Genomic DNA, 18,158 nt, shown 5'->3' with positions numbered 1-18,158 from the left:
GCTTCGACGTATCCATTCCAATGCGGATAATCTGCGTCACGGACGGCTCCCTCGTTTGAGATTTCGACAACCTCATTCTGGCACAACTGATGCCGTAGGGGGCCGTCCACCCCATCAACCACAGGCTGTTGTTGGCTGCTCCGCCGCAACCGCTTGCTCGCGCCACAACACTTTCCTGTGGTTATGGGTCCCGGCTCAAGGCCGGGACGAGACTGGTGTAAAACGGAGCGGCAGTTACGGCCTTGTCGACATGTTACTTGGCGGGCCGACGTTACGGATCGGCTCGGCCAAGCGCGCGAATTCGCAGAGCAGCGATCGCGTCCGGCGAGGATCAATCACCTCCTCGACCCAGAACTTCTCGGCCGAGCGGAACGGCGAGCGCAGCTTGTTGAGGCGGTCCTCGATCTCCTTCAGCTTCGCCGCCGGATCGGGCGCGGCCTCGATGTCGGCGCGATAGGCCGCCTCGATGCCGCCCTCTAGCGGCAGCGAGCCCCAATAGGCCGACGGCCAGGCGTAGCGCATCGAGAAACGGTTGGCGGGCTGGTGCACCACCCCGGCGACGCCGAAGGCGTTGCGTACGATGATCGTGCACCAGGGCACGGTGCTCTGGTTGACCGCCGCCATCGCGCGCACGCCATGGCGGATGGTCGCGCTCTTCTCCGCCTCCAGGCCGATCATGAAGCCGGGGCAGTCCATGAGGTAGACCACCGGCAGATGGAAGGTCTCGGCAAAGTCGAGCCAGCGGACCACCTTCTGGCAAGCTTCCGCGGTCCACGAGCCGCCATAGTGGAAGGGATCGCTCGCCAGCAGCAGCACCGCCCTGCCCTCAAGGCGCGCCAGGCCGACGATGATCGGCTTGCCGAAATTGGCACTCACCTCGAAGAACGAGCCCTTGTCGACGACCGCCTCGATGATCGGGCGCATCTTGTAGACCTGCCGGCGGTTGCGCGGCACCGCCTTCATCAGCGATTCCTCGGCTCGCTCGGGATCGTCGCTGCAGGGAACGGTCGGCGGCAGCTCGAACACCGATTGCGGCAGATAGGAGAGGAAGCGCCTCGCATACTCGAACGCCTCCTCCTCGGTGTCGACCGCCTGGTCGATCGCGCCGGCGCGGGTCTGGATGTCGGCGCCGCCAAGCTCCTGCTTGGTCAGATCCTGTCCGAGCCGTTTCACCACCGGCGGGCCCGCGACGAACATCGCGGAGCTCTTCGTCATCACCGAATAATGCGTCGCCGCCAGGCGTGCCGCGCCAAGACCCGCGACCGAGCCGAGCCCGAGACCGACGACCGGCACGCGCGCGAGGTTGGCCGTCGTGTACCAGTACCAGCGCGTGCCGCCGACGCCACCCGGCAGGTTGGCGGCGCCGCGCGTCTCGATCGTCTTCACCGAGCCGCCGCCGCCGGAACCTTCGATCATGCGGATGATCGGCAACCGGAAATCATGCGCTGGCGGAAATCGACGCATCGGCCGAGCCGCCGCGCACGGTGAAGTCGTCGCCGACCACGACCACCGGACGGCCGTCCACCTTGGCGCGGCCGAAGACGCAGTTCGCCGGCGTTAGCTGCTTGAGCTCGTTGTTCTCGTCATATTCGGCGATCCCGGAAATGGCGCCGATCTCGTGGAAGGATTTCTGATCGACAATCTTGTCGATGCGCTCGCGAACGGTAAGCCGGCCTTGATCGCGCTGTCGTTTGACCTTCTCAACGCCTCCCATCTCCCGCGCGAACGCTTCGCGCCGGGCGAGTTCGTCGAGTTCCGGCTTCCAGTTCATTCCTTTCCTCCGCTTTTATGATCTTGTTATGGTTCACGGCTGCCGGAATGGATTTTCGCTCGATCCGGTTGTTGAAGATGCTGTTGTCGGCGCCTTCGAGCAGGCTGGCGAGTGCGGCACCGAGCTGCACCATTTGCGGCGCGACTTCCTTGTGCAGCCGCTTCTCGTCATACATCGCCGACAACAGGCCGATCGTCGCGACGACATAGGTCTGATATTGCGGCGACCATAGCGGCACTGCAACGCCGTTGATGTGCGGACTCCAGAGACCGCAGGCGACGACATAGCCGTGCTCGCGCAAGTGGCGACGATTGCCCTCGATGCGCGGCTTGAGCAGCTTCGCGCCTTCGGGAATCTCACGCTCCATCTCCGCGATCAGGGCGTTGCCGACCTCGGGCTCGAGCGCGGCCGTATAGGCATGGCCCGCGGCGGTGGTCGCCATCGAGATCCGGCTGCCGGTGACCTCATGCAGGCCGAGCGCGTTCGCCGAGCGCGCGTATTCGAGATACACGAGCTGGAAGCGATCGGGGATGACGAAGCCGACCGTGCCGGGCAATTGATCGGCGACGTCCTGCAGACGCTGACGGATCAGGTTGCGGAGCTGCAGGCCCTTCATCATCGCGGTGCTCATCGCCACCGCGCTCGGACCTATCCGATATTTCTGGTCGCGCGGCAGATAGACGAGCTGGCCCATCCGCGTCAGCGTGTGCGTGAGCCGCGACACTGTCGATCGCGGCAGGCCGCAACGATTCGATATTTCGAGATTGCCGAGCCGCGCCTCATGTCCCTCAAAACATCGGAGGACATCAAACGCGCGCGACACGACCTGGATCACGTCGGCCTCGCCTGCGAGATCGCTGGCGAGCATTCCTTGCCGGCTAAGCCGCTCCGAGCGTCTTCCCATTTGTTATTGGCTCCATTCCGCCACACGGAATAAAATTCCACTTGCAGATCAAGCTACCTCAGGCAATGTGCCGCCACAACAAAAGCCGTTCGCAGAGCGCTATGCGTTTCGCGAAACGGATGGGGAGCGTGGAATGCCAGATATCAAGATCATCACCGAAGTGGCCGGCCGTGTATGCGCTATACCAGTGGCGGCCGGTGCCAGCATCGCCGACGGCGACGAGGTCGCGCTCGTTGAAGCGATGAAGATGGAGATTCCGGTAACGTCGACCGCCGCGGGCACGGTCAAGTCGATCCTCGTCAGCATCGACGACGTGATCGCCGAAGGACAGGCGGTCGCCATCGTCGAGACCTGACGCACACACATTCAAAGTTCGCTCCGCGACAATCTGTCCGGTGATGCGACGATGGTGGCATGCCGCGCCAACGGAGCGCCGTTGCCATCATCGCAATGCGATGCAATGATCCTCGCAAACAACAAGTTTCGCGTAGCGAAACATCAGGGAGGAATCATGATCCTTCGTCTGCTCGCGCTCGGCGTCACCTTACTCGCGTCCGGACCTTCACTCGCCGAAGACATCAAGCTGCCGCCGACGATGGGCGTGACCGCCTACGACACGGGAACCGCGGGATTCAACATCGCGGTCGGCGTCGGCAAGATGATGAAGGACAAGTACGGCACCGACCTCCGCGTGCTACCGGCAGGCAACGACGTGGCGCGGCTGGCGCCCTTGCGCGCCAAGCGCGCGCTGATGTCGGCGATGGGATCGGGCACCTATTTCGCGCAGGAAGGCGTGTTCGAGTTCGGCGCCAAGGAATGGGGACCGCAGCCGCTGCAACTCCTGTTGTCCACGGTCGACTGCAATGCCGGCTCGCTCGGCGTGGCCGCCGATATCGGCGTCAAGGACATCAAGGATCTCAAGGGCAAGCGCGTCGGCTTCGTGGTCGGCTCGCCCGCGCTGAACCAGAACTCGCTTGCCATTCTCGCCTTCGGCGGCCTCAAGCAGACCGACGTCAAGGCCGTCGAATTCGCAAGCTACGGCGCGATGTGGAAGGGCCTGATCAACAACGACGCCGACGCTGCCTTCGGCACCACCATCACCGGACCCGCGAAGGAAGCCGAGACCTCGCCGCGCGGACTGATCTGGCCGCCGCTTCCGCCTGACGACAAGGCCGGATGGGAACGGGTGCAGAAGGTCGGCTCGTTCTTCTTCCCACATCGCGCGACCTGCGGCGCCGGCATCTCGCCCGAAAAGCCGATCGAGCTCGGCACCTATCCCTACCCGATCTTCGTCGCCTACGCGTCGGTGCCGGCGGACCAGGTCTACGCCATCACCAAGGCGATGATCGTCAACTACGACGCCTACAAGGAGTCTGCGCCGGGCGCGAGCGGGCTTGCCGCGGACCGGCAGACCAAGAACTGGGTCGTACCGGTGCATGCCGGCGCGGTGAAGGCGCTGAAGGAAGCCGGCCAATGGAGCGACCAGCAGGAGGCTCACAACAACGCGCTGTTCAAGCGCCAGGACGTGCTCACCGCCGCCTGGGCGGAATATGGCAAGTCAAATCCGCCCTCGGATGAGAAGGCGTTCCTGGAAGGCTGGATGAAGGCGCGCGCGGCAGCGCTTGCCAAGGCCAACATGCCGAACGGCTTTGAATAAAGCCGCGCGCTTCCACTGCAAGCTAACGCCATTGTGGGGATCTTCTGATGTCAGCTTCTCCGCTCGATAGCGCCATGGCCGCGCCGCCGAAGAGGATCGAGTTCGAAGATCCCCATGCCGGCGCGGGCAACATGCAGGAGGCCGAGGTCACGCGCGTTCGCAGCTTGCGCGGCGGCTGGCGCTGGGCGCTGGTGGTCGCGACCGCGGCCACCATCCTGCTCTGCATCAATCAGCAATTCTCGCTGCGCTTCCTGATCGGCTACACCCAGCTCAACACCGAATATTTCTATCTGCTGATCGCGCTAATGCTGCCGTTCACCTTCCTGATCTTTCCGGGAACGGGGACCGCGCCACTCGACCGGATTCCCTGGTACGATCTTCTCCTGTTCGTGCTGACGTTTGCGGCCGCGATCTGGCTGATGCTCAACATCCGCAAGGCCGCGCAGTACGGCTGGGAATCCGACGGCGCGCCGCGCAACGTGCTCATTGCGGGCGTCGTGATGTGGGCGATGCTGATGGAGGCGCTGCGCCGCACCGGCGGCTGGAGCCTCTTGCTCAGCGTGTTCCCCTTCACCGTCTATCCGCTGTTTGCCGAGGCCAAATGGCTCGGGCCGTTTCGCGGCTCCGAACTCACCTTCGACCAGGCCACCGCCTACCACGTGCTCTCGGGCGAGAGCCTGCTCGGGATTCCGATCCAGGCCTTTGCCGATACCGTGATCGGCTTCCTCGTGTTCGGCACCGCGCTGATGATGACGGGCGCCGGAAAATTCTTCATCAACATCGCCTTTGCGCTGTGCGGCACATTCCGCGGCGGGGCGGCAAAGGTCTGCATCTTCGCGAGCGGCCTGCTCGGCATGATGTCCGGCTCGATCATCTCCAACGTGCTCACCGCAGGCACGATGACCATCCCGGTGATGAAGCGTAGCGGCTTCCGCGCCTCCTATGCCGGCGCGATCGAGGCCTGCGCCTCGACCGGCGCCGTGCTGGCGCCGCCGGTGATGGGCGCCACCGCCTTCGTGATCGCACAGTTCCTCAACATCAGCTACGCCGAGGTCGCGGTCGCTGCGATCATTCCCGCCGCCCTCTATTATATCGGCCTGTTCATGCAGGTGGACTCCTATGCCGCGCGTCACGGCCTGAAGGGCATCCCGCGCGCCGAGCTGCCGCGGGTGATCGATACCCTCAAGTCCGGCTGGTACTACGTGTTCGTCATCGCGCTGCTGATCATGATGCTGCTCTACTTCAAACGCGAGAGCCACGCGCCGTTCTATGCCACCGCGCTGCTGCTGGTGCTGAACCAGATCTTCTCCAAGGACACGCGCTGGACTTGGGCCACGATCGCAAAATTCCTCGAGGTCAACGGCCGCACCTTCGTGGAGCTGGTCGGCATCCTCGCCGGCTGCGGGCTTCTGATCGGTGCGTTCTCGATGACCGGCGTGGTCTCGAGCCTCGCCAACGACCTGCTGACGCTCGCAGGCGACAACGCCTTCCTGCTGCTGGCGATGTGCGCCTTGACCAGCCTGATCCTGGGGCTCGGACTGACGACCACGGCCTGCTACATCTTCCTCGCGATCCTGGTGGCGCCGGCGCTGGAGAAGCTCGGGCTGAATCGAATGGCGGTGCACATGTTCATCTTCTATTGGGGCATGCTGTCGTCGATCACCCCGCCAGTTGCGATCGCTTCCTTCGCGGCTGCCGGTATCGCGGGATCGCCGGCGATGAAAACCGGGCGGGAGTCGATGTGGGTCGGCAGCATCATCTATTTCATCCCGTTCTTCTTCGTGTTGAACCCGGCGCTGGTGCTGCAGGGACCAAGCCCCTATCTCACCGGTCTCGGCCTGATGGCGCTTGCCGCCTTCGGCACATTGTTCATTTGCGGCGGCATCCAGGGGTATCAGGCCTTCGTCGGCGATCTCAGCCGCGCAGGCGCGCTGGAATGGCCGCTGCGGGTGCTGCTCGTGATCGGCGGGTTCGTGGTGGCGACGCCCGGCGGCGGCATCAACCCGTTGTCGCAGATGCAGGTGACGCTGCTCGGCCTTGCCATCCTGGTGCCGACGGTCCTGATCGCGCTGCTCCTTGTCCGGCGGCAGCCGCTACTAGCGAACCAGTTGCGCGCTCCCTGATTGCGTTGCACAAAAGGAGGCGATGAAACCCGAGCCGCCTCCTTCTTCCGCCAGCGCCACGGCCTGGACCCGCTCAAGACCGCCTCTGCTGCGGTTCCTGCAGTCATGCCACGACGAGTTCGCTGCCGAGACCGGTGGCGCCGTCGCCGATTACATTCCCGAGCTCGGCAAGGCAGATCCTGCCCATTTTGGCATCAGCCTCGCCACCCTCGACGGCCACGTATACGAGGTCGGCGACACCAAGGTGCCCTTCACGATCCAGTCGATGTCCAAACCCTTCGTGTTCGCGCTGGCGTTGGACACGCTGGGCGCAGGGCGGGTGGAAAGCGCGATCGGCGTCGAGCCATCGGGCGACCCCTTCAACTCGATCCGACTGAACGCGGAAAACCATCCGTTCAACCCGATGGTCAATGCCGGCGCCATCGCCTGCACCGGGCTGATCCATGAGGCCAAGGGCGATGCCGCCTTCGACTATATCCGGCAGGCGCTCGGCCGCTTTGCCGGACGCGAGCTCGCGCTCGACGAGGCCGTCTATCTTTCCGAAAGCACGACCGGCGACCGCAACCGGGCGATCGGCTATCTCCTGCGCACCAATTCCGTGATCAAGGACAATGTCGCCTCTGTGCTGGATGTCTATTTCCGGCAATGCGCGGTGCTGGTGACCGCGCGCGATATCGCGATCATGGCGGCAACGCTTGCCAATCGCGGCATCAATCCGGTGACCGGCAAGCAGGTGATGACGCCGTATGCGATCTCGCGCACGCTCTCGGTGATGACGTCGTCGGGCATGTACGATTTCGCCGGCGAATGGATCTATCGCGTCGGCATCCCCGCCAAGAGCGGCGTCGGCGGCGGCATTTTGGCCGCGCTGCCGGCGCGGCTCGGGCTCGGCAGCTATTCGCCCAAGCTCGACAAGCACGGCAACAGCGTGCGCGGCATCAAGGTGTGCGAGGCGCTGTCCTCGCATTACGACCTGCATATGCTCAACCGCAGCGACGATGCGCGCACCAGCATCATCGCCGACTACAATATCGGCAAGAGCCCGTCCCGCCGCGTCCGCCGCCCGCAGGAGCGCGCCATCCTCGCCGCGCACCACGAGGAAGTGCGGATCATCGAGCTGGTCGGCACGCTGTCGCTTTCCGCCGTCGACTACGTGTCGCGGCGGCTGGCCTCGGAGCCGCGGCCGCAATTCGTCGTCTTCGACCTGCACCGGGTCACCTCCACCACCCGCGCCGGCGCGCGGCTGGTGGCGGAGGCCTTCGAGGAACTGGCCGCGCTCGGCGTTACCGTGATCCTGTCCGGAATCAAACGCACGTCGACGGAATGGAAGACGCTGCGCGAATGGACTGCCAAGCTCGGCAACATCAGGGACTTCTACCTGCTGGATACCGCGATCGAATGGGCGGAGGACCAGATCGTCTACCGCTGTGGCGGCTCGATCGATTTCTTCGAGACCACCGAATTGTCCGAGCAGCCGCTGCTGGCCGGATTGAGCGTGGAAGAGCTGACCGACCTGGCGTCACTCGCCTCGACCCATACCTACCGCTCCGGCGAGAAGATCATCTCCGCCGGCGATTCCGCACGCTCGCTGTTCTTCCTGCGCAGCGGCGTCGTACACGTCACCCTGCCCGACGGCGTCCGCCTGGCGACGCTCACCGCCGGCATGGCATTCGGCGAGATGGCGCTGATCGAGCCGGTCCGCTCCGCCGACGTCTTGGCGGACCAGGCCGCGACCGCCTGGGAGATTCCGCTGCGCGACTTCGAACGATTCCGCAAGCAGCACCCACGCGCCGGCGAGCGGATCATGCGCAACCTCGCGCAACTGCTCGCCGACCGGCTGATCGTCGCGAACGCGAAGGTGGATCTGCTGACGTCGACGTAATCTCTCTTCATTCCCTCTCCTCGCTCTTCGCGGGGAGAGGGTTAGGGTGAGGGGCTGCCTCCGCGAACATTGCTGCCAGTTGTATTCGCGGAGGCAGCCCCTCACCCGGATCGCATCCGACGATGCGATCCGGCCTCTCCCTGCAGGCGGGGCGAGGCGAAGGGAGCTCGCGGCCTTAGCTAAGACTCAGCCCACCACTTCCGTGACAGGCTGCAAATCAATCTCGAACGTCTCGAGGAATTTCGAAGTCATGATGTAGAAGCCGACCGAGAGCTGCAATTCGACGAGCGCGGCTGGCGAGAGTTTCGAGGCGATCGCCTTGAAGGTGGCGTCCGTCGGTTTCTTCAGCTTGACGATCTCATCGGTGAAGGCGAGTGCGGCGCGCTGTACGTCGTTGAAGCAAGTGGCGGACTGCCAATTCTCCAGAGCTTCGTTCTGTTCGTCGGTAACGCCGACATTCTTGCCGATCCGTTTGTGCGCGACGATTTCGTATGGCGCTTCGCACAGGATTCCGGTGCGGGTAATCGCAAGCTCGCGCACGATCGGATCAAGCTCGCCTCTGTGGCGGATCGCGCCGCCGAGCCGGCAATATTGTTCAAAATAGCTCGGCGAATGCGCCATCATGCGGAAGATATTGGCGTTGCGGTTCTTGTCGAGGATTTCGCGGGTGCGATCGCTGGCTTTGGCGGGATCGCTGTATTCGATGCGGGCCATTCTTTCCGTCTCGTTTCTTTTTTCGCGTTTTGCGTGGGTTCCGTTAAGGTCCAAGACACTATCTGGCGCTTGACGCAGGAGCAACACAGCCGAGTCAAAATGCCGCCGCAATGCTGGCCGACCTTGCTACCGTCGATATTCGCCGAGTGGGGACTCAATCAGAGCGAATGTCCGACGCGGGGTGTTCCGAGAGTACCAATCTAAAAGGCCGTCGCTTGCGCGGATTCCGCGCCACGATGAGTCACGCCCAAGTCTAGGGAGACAGGCATGAAGGAAGCCACCAGGAGGGCGGCCTCGGAGGCGCTTGCGCAAATGCTGGCGGTGACGGCAATGGTCGTCATCGCCGGCATTGTGCTCTATTGGCGGTGACTGTCGTCATATCCCAACCAACAACCGTCATTGCGAGCGCAGCGAAGCAATCCATGCTTCCGCAAGTGGCGAAATGGATTGCTTCGCTACGCTCGCAATGACGCCGGAATAACGACGGTCGTTCACTTTACCTTTTGAAAATACGGGACCAATCGCCCGGCGAACTGCGCAAAGCGCGCGTTCACCTTGTCGCCGATCGCAAGATCGTTCTCGCCGTGCGCCATCATGCGGAAACCCTCGGCGATGTCGACCAGCACGATGTTGTAGGGCACATGCGCGCGCGTCTCGGGCGTGGCGGCGCGGCAGACCAGCGAGGTCGCGTACACCGTCCCTGCCCCGCTGGCGCGCTTCTCCTGCGGATCGGGTGCGCCGCAGACGGCGCAAAAGCTGCGGCGGAAATATTGCGCAGCGCCACAGGCGGCGCAGGATTGATAGACGATCGATTCCGCGCCCGTGGTCCAGTCCGCAAGCTTTCCGCTCATCGCACCCGCTCCAGAAACATGCTGACATGCGAGGACAGCACGCCGCCATCGCCATGCAATAGCGCGACCGAGGCATCGCGGACCTGACGGTTTCCGGCTCGCTCAGTCATTTGCAGATGCGTCTCGACCAGATGCGCCATCGCGCCGCCGACACCGCAATGGCCGTAGCTCAAGAGCCCACCATGGGTGTTGAGCGGCATCTCGCCGTCCTGATTGAAGTAACCGGCACGCACGCGCGCGGCAGCCTCGCCGCGCTTTGCCAGACCGAGATCTTCGAGCAGCATCGCAAGCGTGATGGTGAAGCTGTCGTACACCGCTGCATAGCGCACATCGGAGACCGCAACGTGAGAGGCCGCCTTGGCCTTGGCGATCGCGATCTCGGCACCGAGTTCGCTTAAAGCCGGCGCGGCGGTGGCATGCTGATGCGTATGGGCCTGCGCACAGCCGCGGATACGCACGCCGACATCGCCAATCCGCTCGCGGCTGATCACGAATGCCGCGCCGCCGTCGGAAACGGGGCAGCAATCGAGCAGCTTCAGCGGCTTCGCCACCGGCTTCGAAGCCATCACGTCAGCGATCGTAATCGGGTCGTGGAATTGCGCGCCGGGATGGGTCAGCGCGTGCCTGCGCATCAGCATGGCGAATTCGGCGAGGTCTTCTTCAGTGAGGCCGTATTCATGCATGTAGCGGGAGGCGACGAGGCCGTAATAGGCGGGAATGGTCGGCCCGAGCGGCACTTCGTAATCGGGATGGCCGACTTGCGCGAGCGCCTGGATCGAGGCGTCGCGGCTCTGTCCGGTCAGCCGGTTCTCGCCGCCGACCACGAGCACATGCTTGGCCACGCCGGCATCGACCAGATGATGCGCGAGCATGGTCATCGCGAGCCCGGTGGCGCCGCCGACCTGCACGGCATGGGCATAGGACGGGCGGATGCCGAAATGCTCGGCGAACACTGTCGCGAGCATGATGCGCGGCGACACCGTGGAGTAGCCGCAGAGGATGCCATCGATCTCCGACCGCTGCAGCCGGGCGTCCGAGATCGCAAGCTGCGCCGCCTTGCTCATGAGGTCGAGCGAGGACGAGCCTTCGTGCTTGCCGAATGAGGTCAGCCCGACGCCGGTGATGAAGCTCATGACGCTACTTCCTCCTCCGTCATTCCGGGGCGCCGCGCAGCGGCGAGCCCGGCATCCATCGGGCCGCATGCGAAACATGCGAAAGAGGAGAAATGGATTCCGGGCTCGCGCTGCGCACGCCCCGGAATGACGGCGTGAATGGTGGATGCGCCATCGTCAACTCAACCCACCCTCAATACGACTTCGGCAGCCCGAGCACCTTCTCGGCGATGAAACTCAGGATGAGCTGCGGGCTGATCGGCGCGATGCGCGGGATCAGGGATTCCCGGAAGTAACGCTCGACGTGATATTCCTTGGCGTAGCCGAAGCCGCCATGGGTCATCACCGCTTGTTCGCAGGCGCGGAAGCCGGCTTCGGCGGCCAGGAATTTTGCCGAGTTGGCGGCCGGCCCGCAAGGAAGGCCGTTGTCGTAGTGCCATCCGGCCGACAGCACCATCAACCATGCGGCCTCCAGCTCCATCCAGCATTTGGCGAGCGGATGCTGGATCGCCTGGTTCATGCCGATCGGGCGGTTGAACACGATGCGGCTCTTGGCGTAGGCCTGCGCGCGCGACAGCGCGACCTTGCCGAGCCCGACTGCTTCGGCCGCGATCAGGATGCGCTCCGGATTCATGCCGTGCAGAATATATTCGAAGCCGCGCCCCTCTTCGCCGAGACGATCCTCGACTGGAATCTCAAAATTCTCGAAGAACAATTCATTGGAATCGACGGGCTTGCGGCCCATCTTCTCGATCTCGTGCACGGTGACGCGCTGCTTGTCGAAATCGGTGTAGAACAGGCTCAGGCCCTGCGTCGGCGTCCGCACCTCTTCCAGCGGCGTGGTGCGCGCCAGCAGCAGGATCTTGTTGGCGACCTGCGCGGTCGAGATCCAGACCTTCTGGCCGTTGACGATGTATTTGTCGCCCTTGCGCACCGCGCGAGTCTTGAGCTGGGTGGTGTTGAGCCCGGTGTTCGGCTCGGTCACCGCAAAGCAGGACTTGTCGCGACCGTCGATGATCGGCGGCAGCATGCGCTGGCACTGCTCCTTGGTGCCGAACACGACCACCGGATTGAGCCCGAATACGTTCATGTGCACGGCCGACGCGCCCGACATGCCGGCGCCGGATTCCGAAATCGTGCGCATCATGATCGCGGCGTCGGTGATGCCGAGCCCAGAGCCGCCATATTCCTCGGGGATGCAGATGCCGAGCCAGCCGGCATCCGCCAGTGCGCGGTGGAAGTCGGCGGGGTAGCCGCCCTCCTTGTCCTTCTTCAGCCAATAGGCGTCGTCAAAGCGCGCACAGATTTTTGCCACTGCATCGCGGATGGATTCCTGGTTGGCCGAGAGCGCAAAATCCATCAGTCTCTGTCCTAGTTCTCTGGTGTCTTGCTGACGCCGTCGCGGCGCATGGCGGCGATCTCGTCGGCGGAGAAACCGGCCTCCCGTAGGATCTCCACGCTGTGCTCGCCGAGCCGCGGCGCGAGCCGCTTCGGCTCGGCTGTCGTCTCCGACCAGCGCGCCGAGACCTTCATGCTACGGATGCGACCTTCGGTCGGATGGTCGATGACCGGAAACACATCGGTTGCAACGATGTGCGGGTCCTGCAACAGGGTCTCGAGATCGTGCATCGGCATGACCGGCACGTCGGCCTTCTCGAGAATCTCGTTCCACTCCGCGGTGGTCTTGGTCTTGAGGATGCGCGCAAGCTCGGCGTAGACGCAATCGATATTGGCGGCACGGCCGGCGAAGGTCGCAAATCTCGAATCCTCGCGGAGATCGTCGCGCCCGATCGCGGTGAAGAAATTGTCCCACTGCTTGTCGTTGTAGACGATCACGCAGATATAGCCGTCGCTCGTCTTGTAGGGGCGGCGGTCCGGCGACAGGTGGCGCTTGTAGCCGCCACGGTCGAGCGGCGGATCGTAGGTGAGGCCGCCCATATGGTCGCCCATGACGAAGCCGGCCATGGTCTCGAACATCGGGATGTCGACACGCTGCCCCTGCCCGGTCTTGTCGCGATGCACGAGGCTCGCGCAGATCGCGCCGACCGCGGTCAGTCCCACGATGCGATCGACCAGCGCGTTCGGCACGTAGCGCGGCACGCCGTCGGCGGTCTGCGCCATCAGCGCCGGCAGCGCGGTCGCGCCCTGGATCAGGTCGTCATAGGCGGGCTTGGCGGCATACGGTCCGTCCTGGCCGAAGCCGAACACGCCGGCATAGATCAGCCGCGGATTGATTTTGGAGACGACGTCGTAGCCGAGCTGCAACCGCGCCATCGCCTGCGGGCGCACATTGTAGACGAGCACGTCGGCCTTCGCGATCAGGCGCAGCACGGCCTCGCGCCCGGCCGGCTTCTTCAGGTCGAGGCAGATCGAACGCTTGCTGCGGTTGGTGTTGAGGTACACCGGGCCCATGCCGGCATGGCGGGTCGGGCCGATCTGGCGCGTGACGTCGCCGTCGGGCGATTCCACCTTGATGACGTCGGCACCGTAGTCGCCGAGCGTCTGGGTCGCATACGGCCCCATCAGAACGGTCGTCATGTCCACGACCTTGATGCCCTCCAGCGGTCCCATAGCCTCGTCATCCTCTCAGAAAGGCAGCCGATCACGGCCGCGTTATCGCTTCCGGGGACCTAGTAACGGCAGGGCGTCCGCAAGATCAAGGCGCGCCGCGCGTATGGGCGTATGCGCGGCGGGTAGCGGGTTATCTGTTCGCCCGCGCGTCGCGCTCCTTCATCAGCCGCTCGAGCTCGTCATTCTGTTGGCTGATGCGGTCGGCAATACGCGCCTCGTTCTGCTCGCCGGATGCCGCGGCGGCCTGTTCGATGAGCTGCCTGATGTTGTCTTCAAGAATCGCAATGCGATCGTTGAGTTCGTCCAGCGACAACGAGCTTTCGTTACCCATGATACACGCTCCGAAAGTCTGCGCCGCGGTGCACCGCGGCAATTCGTAGCATTGTAGGGTGGGCAAAGCGAAGCGTGCCCACCGTCACGAGCGGAGTGCTTGATGGTGGGCACGCTTCGCTTTGCCCACCCTACGGCAGCCCGCTTCGCCTACAGCCTACTTCGCCGGCTCCAGCAGCGAAACGTAATTCGCAACCGCGGCGCCGCCCATGTTGAAGATGCCGGCGAGCTCGGGATTCTTCAACTGCATACCCTCGGGCGCCTGCCCCGTGAGCTGCATCGCGCTCATCACATGCATGGAGACGCCGGTGGCGCCGATCGGGTGACCCTTCGCCTTCAGCCCGCCGGACGGATTGATCGGCAGCTTGCCGTCCTTCAGCGTCCAGCCCTCCTTGATCGCACGGGCGCCCTGCCCGCGCGGCGTCAGGCCCATCGCTTCATACTCGATCAGTTCGGCGACGGTGAAGCAGTCATGGGTCTCGACAAAGGAGAGATCGGAAAGCTTGGCGCCGGCCTGCTCCAGGGCGCGCTGCCAGGCCACCGTGCAACCCTCGAACTGCAGGATGTCGCGTTTGGACATCGGCAGGAAGTCCTGCGCATGGGCGGTGGCGCGGAAGTTCACCGCCTTCCCCATGGTCTTGGCGGTCTCCGAATCCGTCAGCACCAGCGCGGCGGCGCCATCCGACACCAGCGAGCAGTCGGTGCGCTTCAGGGGGCCGGCGACGAACGGGTTCTTGTCGCTCTCGGCGCGGCAGAATTCGAAGCCGAAATCCTTGCGCATCTGCGCATAGGGATTGGCGACGCCGTTCTTGTGGTTCTTGGCTGCGATCAGCGCCAGCGCATCGGACTGGTCGCCATATTTCTGGAAATAGGCCTGCGCGATCTTGCCGAACACGCCAGCGAACCCCCCGGGCGTATCACCATCTTCGGCCAGGTAGGAGGCGCGGAGCAGATTGCGGCCGATCTCCGGTCCCGGCGTCTTCGTCATCTGCTCGACGCCGACCACGAGCACGAATTTGGCGCCGGTCTGGATGGCGCGGATGCCCTGGTGCACGGCGGCCGATCCGGTCGCGCAGGCGTTCTCGACGCGCGTGGCCGGCTTGAAGCGGAACTGCGGATCGGCCTGGAGCACCAGCGAGGCCGTGAAGTCCTGCTGCGAGAAGCCTGCGTTGAAATGTCCCAGCACGATCTCATCGACGTCGCCAGCCGAAATGCCGGCATCGGTCAGCGCCTCGTTGGCGACGCGCACGACCAGGCTTTCAACCGTCTCCGCGTCGAATTTGCCGAAGGGCGTGTGCGCCCACCCCACGATGCTGGCTGTCATGGCCGTTCTCCCAAAAATGTTCCTGATCGCTTGTAGCTGATCCGTATCCGGACTTCACCCGGCTTTCAGCGATTTCAGGGTGCGGTCGCACATGGCGGTTATGCCGGCCCAATTGTTGGTCCGGACCTCGGCGGGCGGGCAGAGCCAGGACCCGCCGACAGCGACCACATTGGGCTCCGCCAGCCAGGTGGCGGCATTGGCCTCCCCGATGCCGCCGGTCGGGCAGAACCGCGCGTTCGGGAACGGCCCGGCCAGCCCCCGAAGCGCCTTGATACCGCCTGAAGATTCCGCCGGGAAGAATTTCACGAGATCGAAGCCGTGCGCCAGCGCCTGCATCAGTTCAGACGCCGTCGCGATTCCCGGCGCGAATGGCAAGCCGGAGGTCGCGGCGGCCTTCAAGAGCTCGGGTGTCGCACCCGGGCTGATGCCGAATTTGGCGCCGAGCGCCTCGGCGCGGGCCAGATCGTCGGGGCTCAGGATCGTGCCGATGCCGACGATCGCGTCCGGCACCTCGGCTATGATCGCCTTCGCCGCCTCGATCGCGACCGGCGTGCGCAAGGTGACCTCCAGGGTGTACACCCCGCCGGCGACCAGCGCGCGGGCCAACGGCACCGCATCCTCGCGCCGCTCGATGGTCAGGACGGGGATGACCTTGGCCTGGCTGAACAGCGTGGCGAGCGTTTCTTGTTTGGCTGACGTCATTGCGAGACCCTGCGGGGATTCGCCGGCCGCGGCACTTTCTTCGGCGGCATGGCATAGCGCGGAATGATCGCGCCGGGATAGCAGACCACGACGCCCGCCAGACGATGGCCGGCGCGCGCGGCCTCAGGCGGCTCGGCGCCGGAAAGCCGGGCGGCGAGATAGGCGGCCGCGAAACTGTCGCCGGCCGCGGTGGTATCGATAACCGGCTGGGTCACCGGCTCGGCCCTCACTTCCCGCGATCCGCCGGCAAAGCGCAGCATGCTGACCGGCTCCGGCAGCTTCAGCACCACTTCCGGGGTCGAAATGCCCGCGAGCAGCGCCTCATGGCTCTCGCCGGGATAGAGCGGCAACAGATCCTCGGTGGAGGCGAGCACGATGTCGGCCGCTTCGAACGCCGCGCTGTAGGCGCTACGCGCCTCGCTCAGATCAGGCCAGCCGCGGGCACGGAAATTGGTATCGAACGCGAAGCGCGTGCCGAGCAGGCGCGCGCGCTTCAAGGCCGTCATCAACCGTCCTCGCCCGTAATCATCATAGATCGAGAGCGTAATGGCGGAGAGATAGACGAGGTCATAGGTCGCGAGCGAATTGAGGAGGTCCTCGGTCTCCGGCAAATGCATCAGCTTGCGCGCAGCCGAGTTCTCGCGCCAATGGAAAAACTTTCGTTCGCCCTTCTCATCCGTCTGGATCAGATAAATGCCGGGCAGTTTGCCCGCCAGCCGGGCGACGCGCTTGGTGCCGACGCCCTCGGCCTTCCAGGCGGCGATCATCTCCTCGCTCAACGCATCGTCGCCGAGCGCGGTGATGTAGTCGACGTCGATGCCGAGGCGCGCGAGATAGACGGCGGTGTTGAGGGTGTCACCGCCGTAACCCCGGGAGTAGAGGCCGCCTGGCGTCCCGCTTTGGGGCCCGCCTTGCGCCTGCCTCAACTCGATCATGCATTCGCCGATAGAGGCTACCCGCGTCATGACCGCACTCCGTAGCAAGACAGAGCATGATCCGGAAAAGTGGACACCGGTTTTCCGAAAAGATCATGCTCAAACAAGAAAAGCGAAGAGCGTGATGATAGGTCATCACGCTCTACGCCGCGAATTTGCCGCCGAGCTCGTCCTCGATGTGAATCCGGATGATATCGTCGAACGTCTTCTCGGCCGTCGTGAAGCCGAGCTTCAGCGCCCGTTCGGTGACGAAATCGCGCGGCCAGCCGGAGACGATGCCGATGATGGTCTGGTCCGGCACCCGCTTGATCCGCGCCGTGACGTTCTTGCCGGCGACGCGATCGAGCGCCGCGATCTGCTCGCCGACGGTGGCGGAGAGCCCGGGCATGCTGAGATTGCGGCGCGGACCGATGGCATTGAGGTCCATGGTCCCGGCATGCACGAGGAAACCGACCGCCGAGCGCGGCGAAGCATGCCAATGCCGCACGTCCTCGGACACCGGCAGGATCGCCTCCTCGCCGGCCAGCGGCTCGCGCATGATGTTGGAGAAGAAGCCGGACGCCGCCTTGTTCGGCCGGCCCGGCCGCACGCAGATCGTCGGCAGGCGGATGCTGATGCCGTCGAACAGGCCCTTGCGGGTGTAGTCGTTGATCAGGAGCTCGCAGATCGATTTCTGTGTGCCGTAGCTGGTCAGCGGGGTGTGGAAGAACTCATCGCCGATCTTCTCCGGGAACGGCGCGCCGAACACGGCGATCGAGGACGTGAACACCAGCCGCGGCTTGTAGCCGCCGCCGACCGCGCGGATGGCATCGATCAGGTAGCGCGTGCCGTCGAGATTGATGCGGTAGCCCTTGTCGAAATCGGCCTCGGCCTCGCCGGAGACGATCGCGGCGAGATGGAAGATCACATCCGGCCGCTCGGCGATCAACGGCGCCGCGGCGCCCGCATCGGCGAAGTCGGAGGCTACGACCTTGACCGGAATCGAGGCGTTGGCGGGCTTTACGGGCTCGACGACGTCCTGCAGGGTCATCTTGGTGATGTCCTGCTTGCCGAGGCGGCCGTCGCGCAGCAGACGGTCGGTCAATTTACGGCCGACCATGCCGGCGGCGCCGAGAATCAGAACGTGCAAGACCCAACTCCTTCTTGTTCTTCAGGGCTAGTGGTTCATCACAGTGATTTTGACGTTTTGATACCGAGCCATTCGAGGATCGGCAAGTTTTCGGGTGGCAGGAGAATCTCGATGCTTCGGGGAACGCCGGGCTGACGGCGAATGAAGCCGTTT

At 64.3% G+C, this 18,158-nt stretch carries 15 protein-coding genes and 1 pseudogene; 4 read left to right on the top strand and 12 right to left on the bottom strand.

From position 1 onward, the window contains the following. Nucleotides 1–234: 234 nt before the first annotated feature. Nucleotides 235–1,771: pseudogene (locus ACZYOF_RS35000) on the bottom strand (acyl-CoA carboxylase subunit beta). Then, nucleotides 1,701–2,675: an IclR family transcriptional regulator gene (locus ACZYOF_RS34995; protein WP_130582658.1), complete on the bottom strand. Its 975-nt coding sequence runs from the start codon at nt 2,673–2,675 to the stop codon at nt 1,701–1,703. The pseudogene ACZYOF_RS35000 and the gene ACZYOF_RS34995 overlap by 71 nt, the downstream one beginning before the upstream one ends. Nucleotides 2,676–2,808: 133 nt before the next feature. Here ACZYOF_RS34995 and ACZYOF_RS34990 point away from each other — a divergent pair, with 133 nt between their 5' ends. The 4 genes from ACZYOF_RS34990 (at nt 2,809) to glsA (ending at nt 8,337) form a co-directional block, all read left to right on the top strand. After that, on the top strand, nt 2,809–3,030 hold the full coding sequence (locus ACZYOF_RS34990; RefSeq protein WP_282531052.1) for an acyl-CoA carboxylase biotin carboxyl carrier protein subunit: 222 nt from the start codon (nt 2,809–2,811) through the stop codon (nt 3,028–3,030). Nucleotides 3,031–3,186: 156 nt separating this feature from the next. Beyond that, nucleotides 3,187–4,332, top strand: coding sequence for a TAXI family TRAP transporter solute-binding subunit (locus ACZYOF_RS34985; RefSeq protein ID WP_165421424.1), 1,146 nt, complete (start codon nt 3,187–3,189; stop codon nt 4,330–4,332). A gap of 47 nt (nt 4,333–4,379) precedes the next feature. Beyond that, nucleotides 4,380–6,455 carry a TRAP transporter permease gene (locus ACZYOF_RS34980; protein WP_463718610.1) on the top strand — a complete coding sequence of 692 codons (2,076 nt, stop codon included), beginning with the start codon at nt 4,380–4,382 and terminating at the stop codon, nt 6,453–6,455. A 22-nt stretch (nt 6,456–6,477) separates the two neighbouring features. Further along, the gene (gene glsA / locus ACZYOF_RS34975) at nt 6,478–8,337 is read left to right on the top strand and encodes a glutaminase A (protein ID WP_463718609.1); all 1,860 of its coding nucleotides are present in this window, start codon (nt 6,478–6,480) and stop codon (nt 8,335–8,337) included. 186 nt (nt 8,338–8,523) lie between these two features. On the opposite strand, the gene ACZYOF_RS34970 is transcribed toward glsA, so the two are convergent. The 10 genes from ACZYOF_RS34970 to denD all read right to left on the bottom strand — a co-directional run bounded on the left by ACZYOF_RS34970 (nt 8,524) and on the right by denD (nt 18,005). Beyond that, nucleotides 8,524–9,051, bottom strand: coding sequence for a carboxymuconolactone decarboxylase family protein (locus tag ACZYOF_RS34970; RefSeq protein ID WP_463718608.1), 528 nt, complete (start codon nt 9,049–9,051; stop codon nt 8,524–8,526). A gap of 491 nt (nt 9,052–9,542) precedes the next feature. After that, the gene (locus ACZYOF_RS34965) at nt 9,543–9,902 is read right to left on the bottom strand and encodes a Zn-ribbon domain-containing OB-fold protein (protein ID WP_130583454.1); all 360 of its coding nucleotides are present in this window, start codon (nt 9,900–9,902) and stop codon (nt 9,543–9,545) included. Then, the gene (locus tag ACZYOF_RS34960) at nt 9,899–11,035 is read right to left on the bottom strand and encodes a thiolase family protein (RefSeq protein ID WP_463718607.1); all 1,137 of its coding nucleotides are present in this window, start codon (nt 11,033–11,035) and stop codon (nt 9,899–9,901) included. Before ACZYOF_RS34960 ends, ACZYOF_RS34965 begins: the two co-directional genes overlap by 4 nt. Nucleotides 11,036–11,207: 172 nt before the next feature. Next, nucleotides 11,208–12,374: an acyl-CoA dehydrogenase family protein gene (locus ACZYOF_RS34955; RefSeq protein ID WP_463718606.1), complete on the bottom strand. Its 1,167-nt coding sequence runs from the start codon at nt 12,372–12,374 to the stop codon at nt 11,208–11,210. An 11-nt stretch (nt 12,375–12,385) separates the two neighbouring features. Beyond that, nucleotides 12,386–13,585: a CaiB/BaiF CoA transferase family protein gene (locus ACZYOF_RS34950; RefSeq protein WP_463718605.1), complete on the bottom strand. Its 1,200-nt coding sequence runs from the start codon at nt 13,583–13,585 to the stop codon at nt 12,386–12,388. 130 nt (nt 13,586–13,715) lie between these two features. Beyond that, entirely contained in the window at nt 13,716–13,916 is a 201-nt protein-coding gene (locus ACZYOF_RS34945; RefSeq protein ID WP_130583450.1) for a hypothetical protein, read from the bottom strand. Nucleotides 13,917–14,072: 156 nt separating this feature from the next. Then, on the bottom strand, nt 14,073–15,239 hold the full coding sequence (locus ACZYOF_RS34940; RefSeq protein WP_463718604.1) for an acetyl-CoA acetyltransferase: 1,167 nt from the start codon (nt 15,237–15,239) through the stop codon (nt 14,073–14,075). Between the two features lie 54 nt (nt 15,240–15,293). After that, nucleotides 15,294–15,941: a bifunctional 4-hydroxy-2-oxoglutarate aldolase/2-dehydro-3-deoxy-phosphogluconate aldolase gene (eda, locus tag ACZYOF_RS34935; RefSeq protein WP_463718603.1), complete on the bottom strand. Its 648-nt coding sequence runs from the start codon at nt 15,939–15,941 to the stop codon at nt 15,294–15,296. Beyond that, nucleotides 15,938–16,906, bottom strand: a complete 969-nt coding sequence (locus tag ACZYOF_RS34930; protein WP_463718602.1) for a sugar kinase — start codon at nt 16,904–16,906, stop codon at nt 15,938–15,940. Before ACZYOF_RS34930 ends, eda begins: the two co-directional genes overlap by 4 nt. A gap of 112 nt (nt 16,907–17,018) precedes the next feature. Further along, a complete protein-coding gene (gene denD, locus ACZYOF_RS34925; RefSeq protein ID WP_463718601.1) occupies nt 17,019–18,005 on the bottom strand; it encodes a D-erythronate dehydrogenase in 987 nt (328 codons plus the stop codon). Nucleotides 18,006–18,158: the final 153 nt, after the last annotated feature.

This window comes from Bradyrhizobium sp. LeoA1Lang (assembly GCF_055413685.1).
Note: the sequence above shows the minus strand (reverse complement) of the source record. Positions and strands in the feature narration are given on the sequence as shown.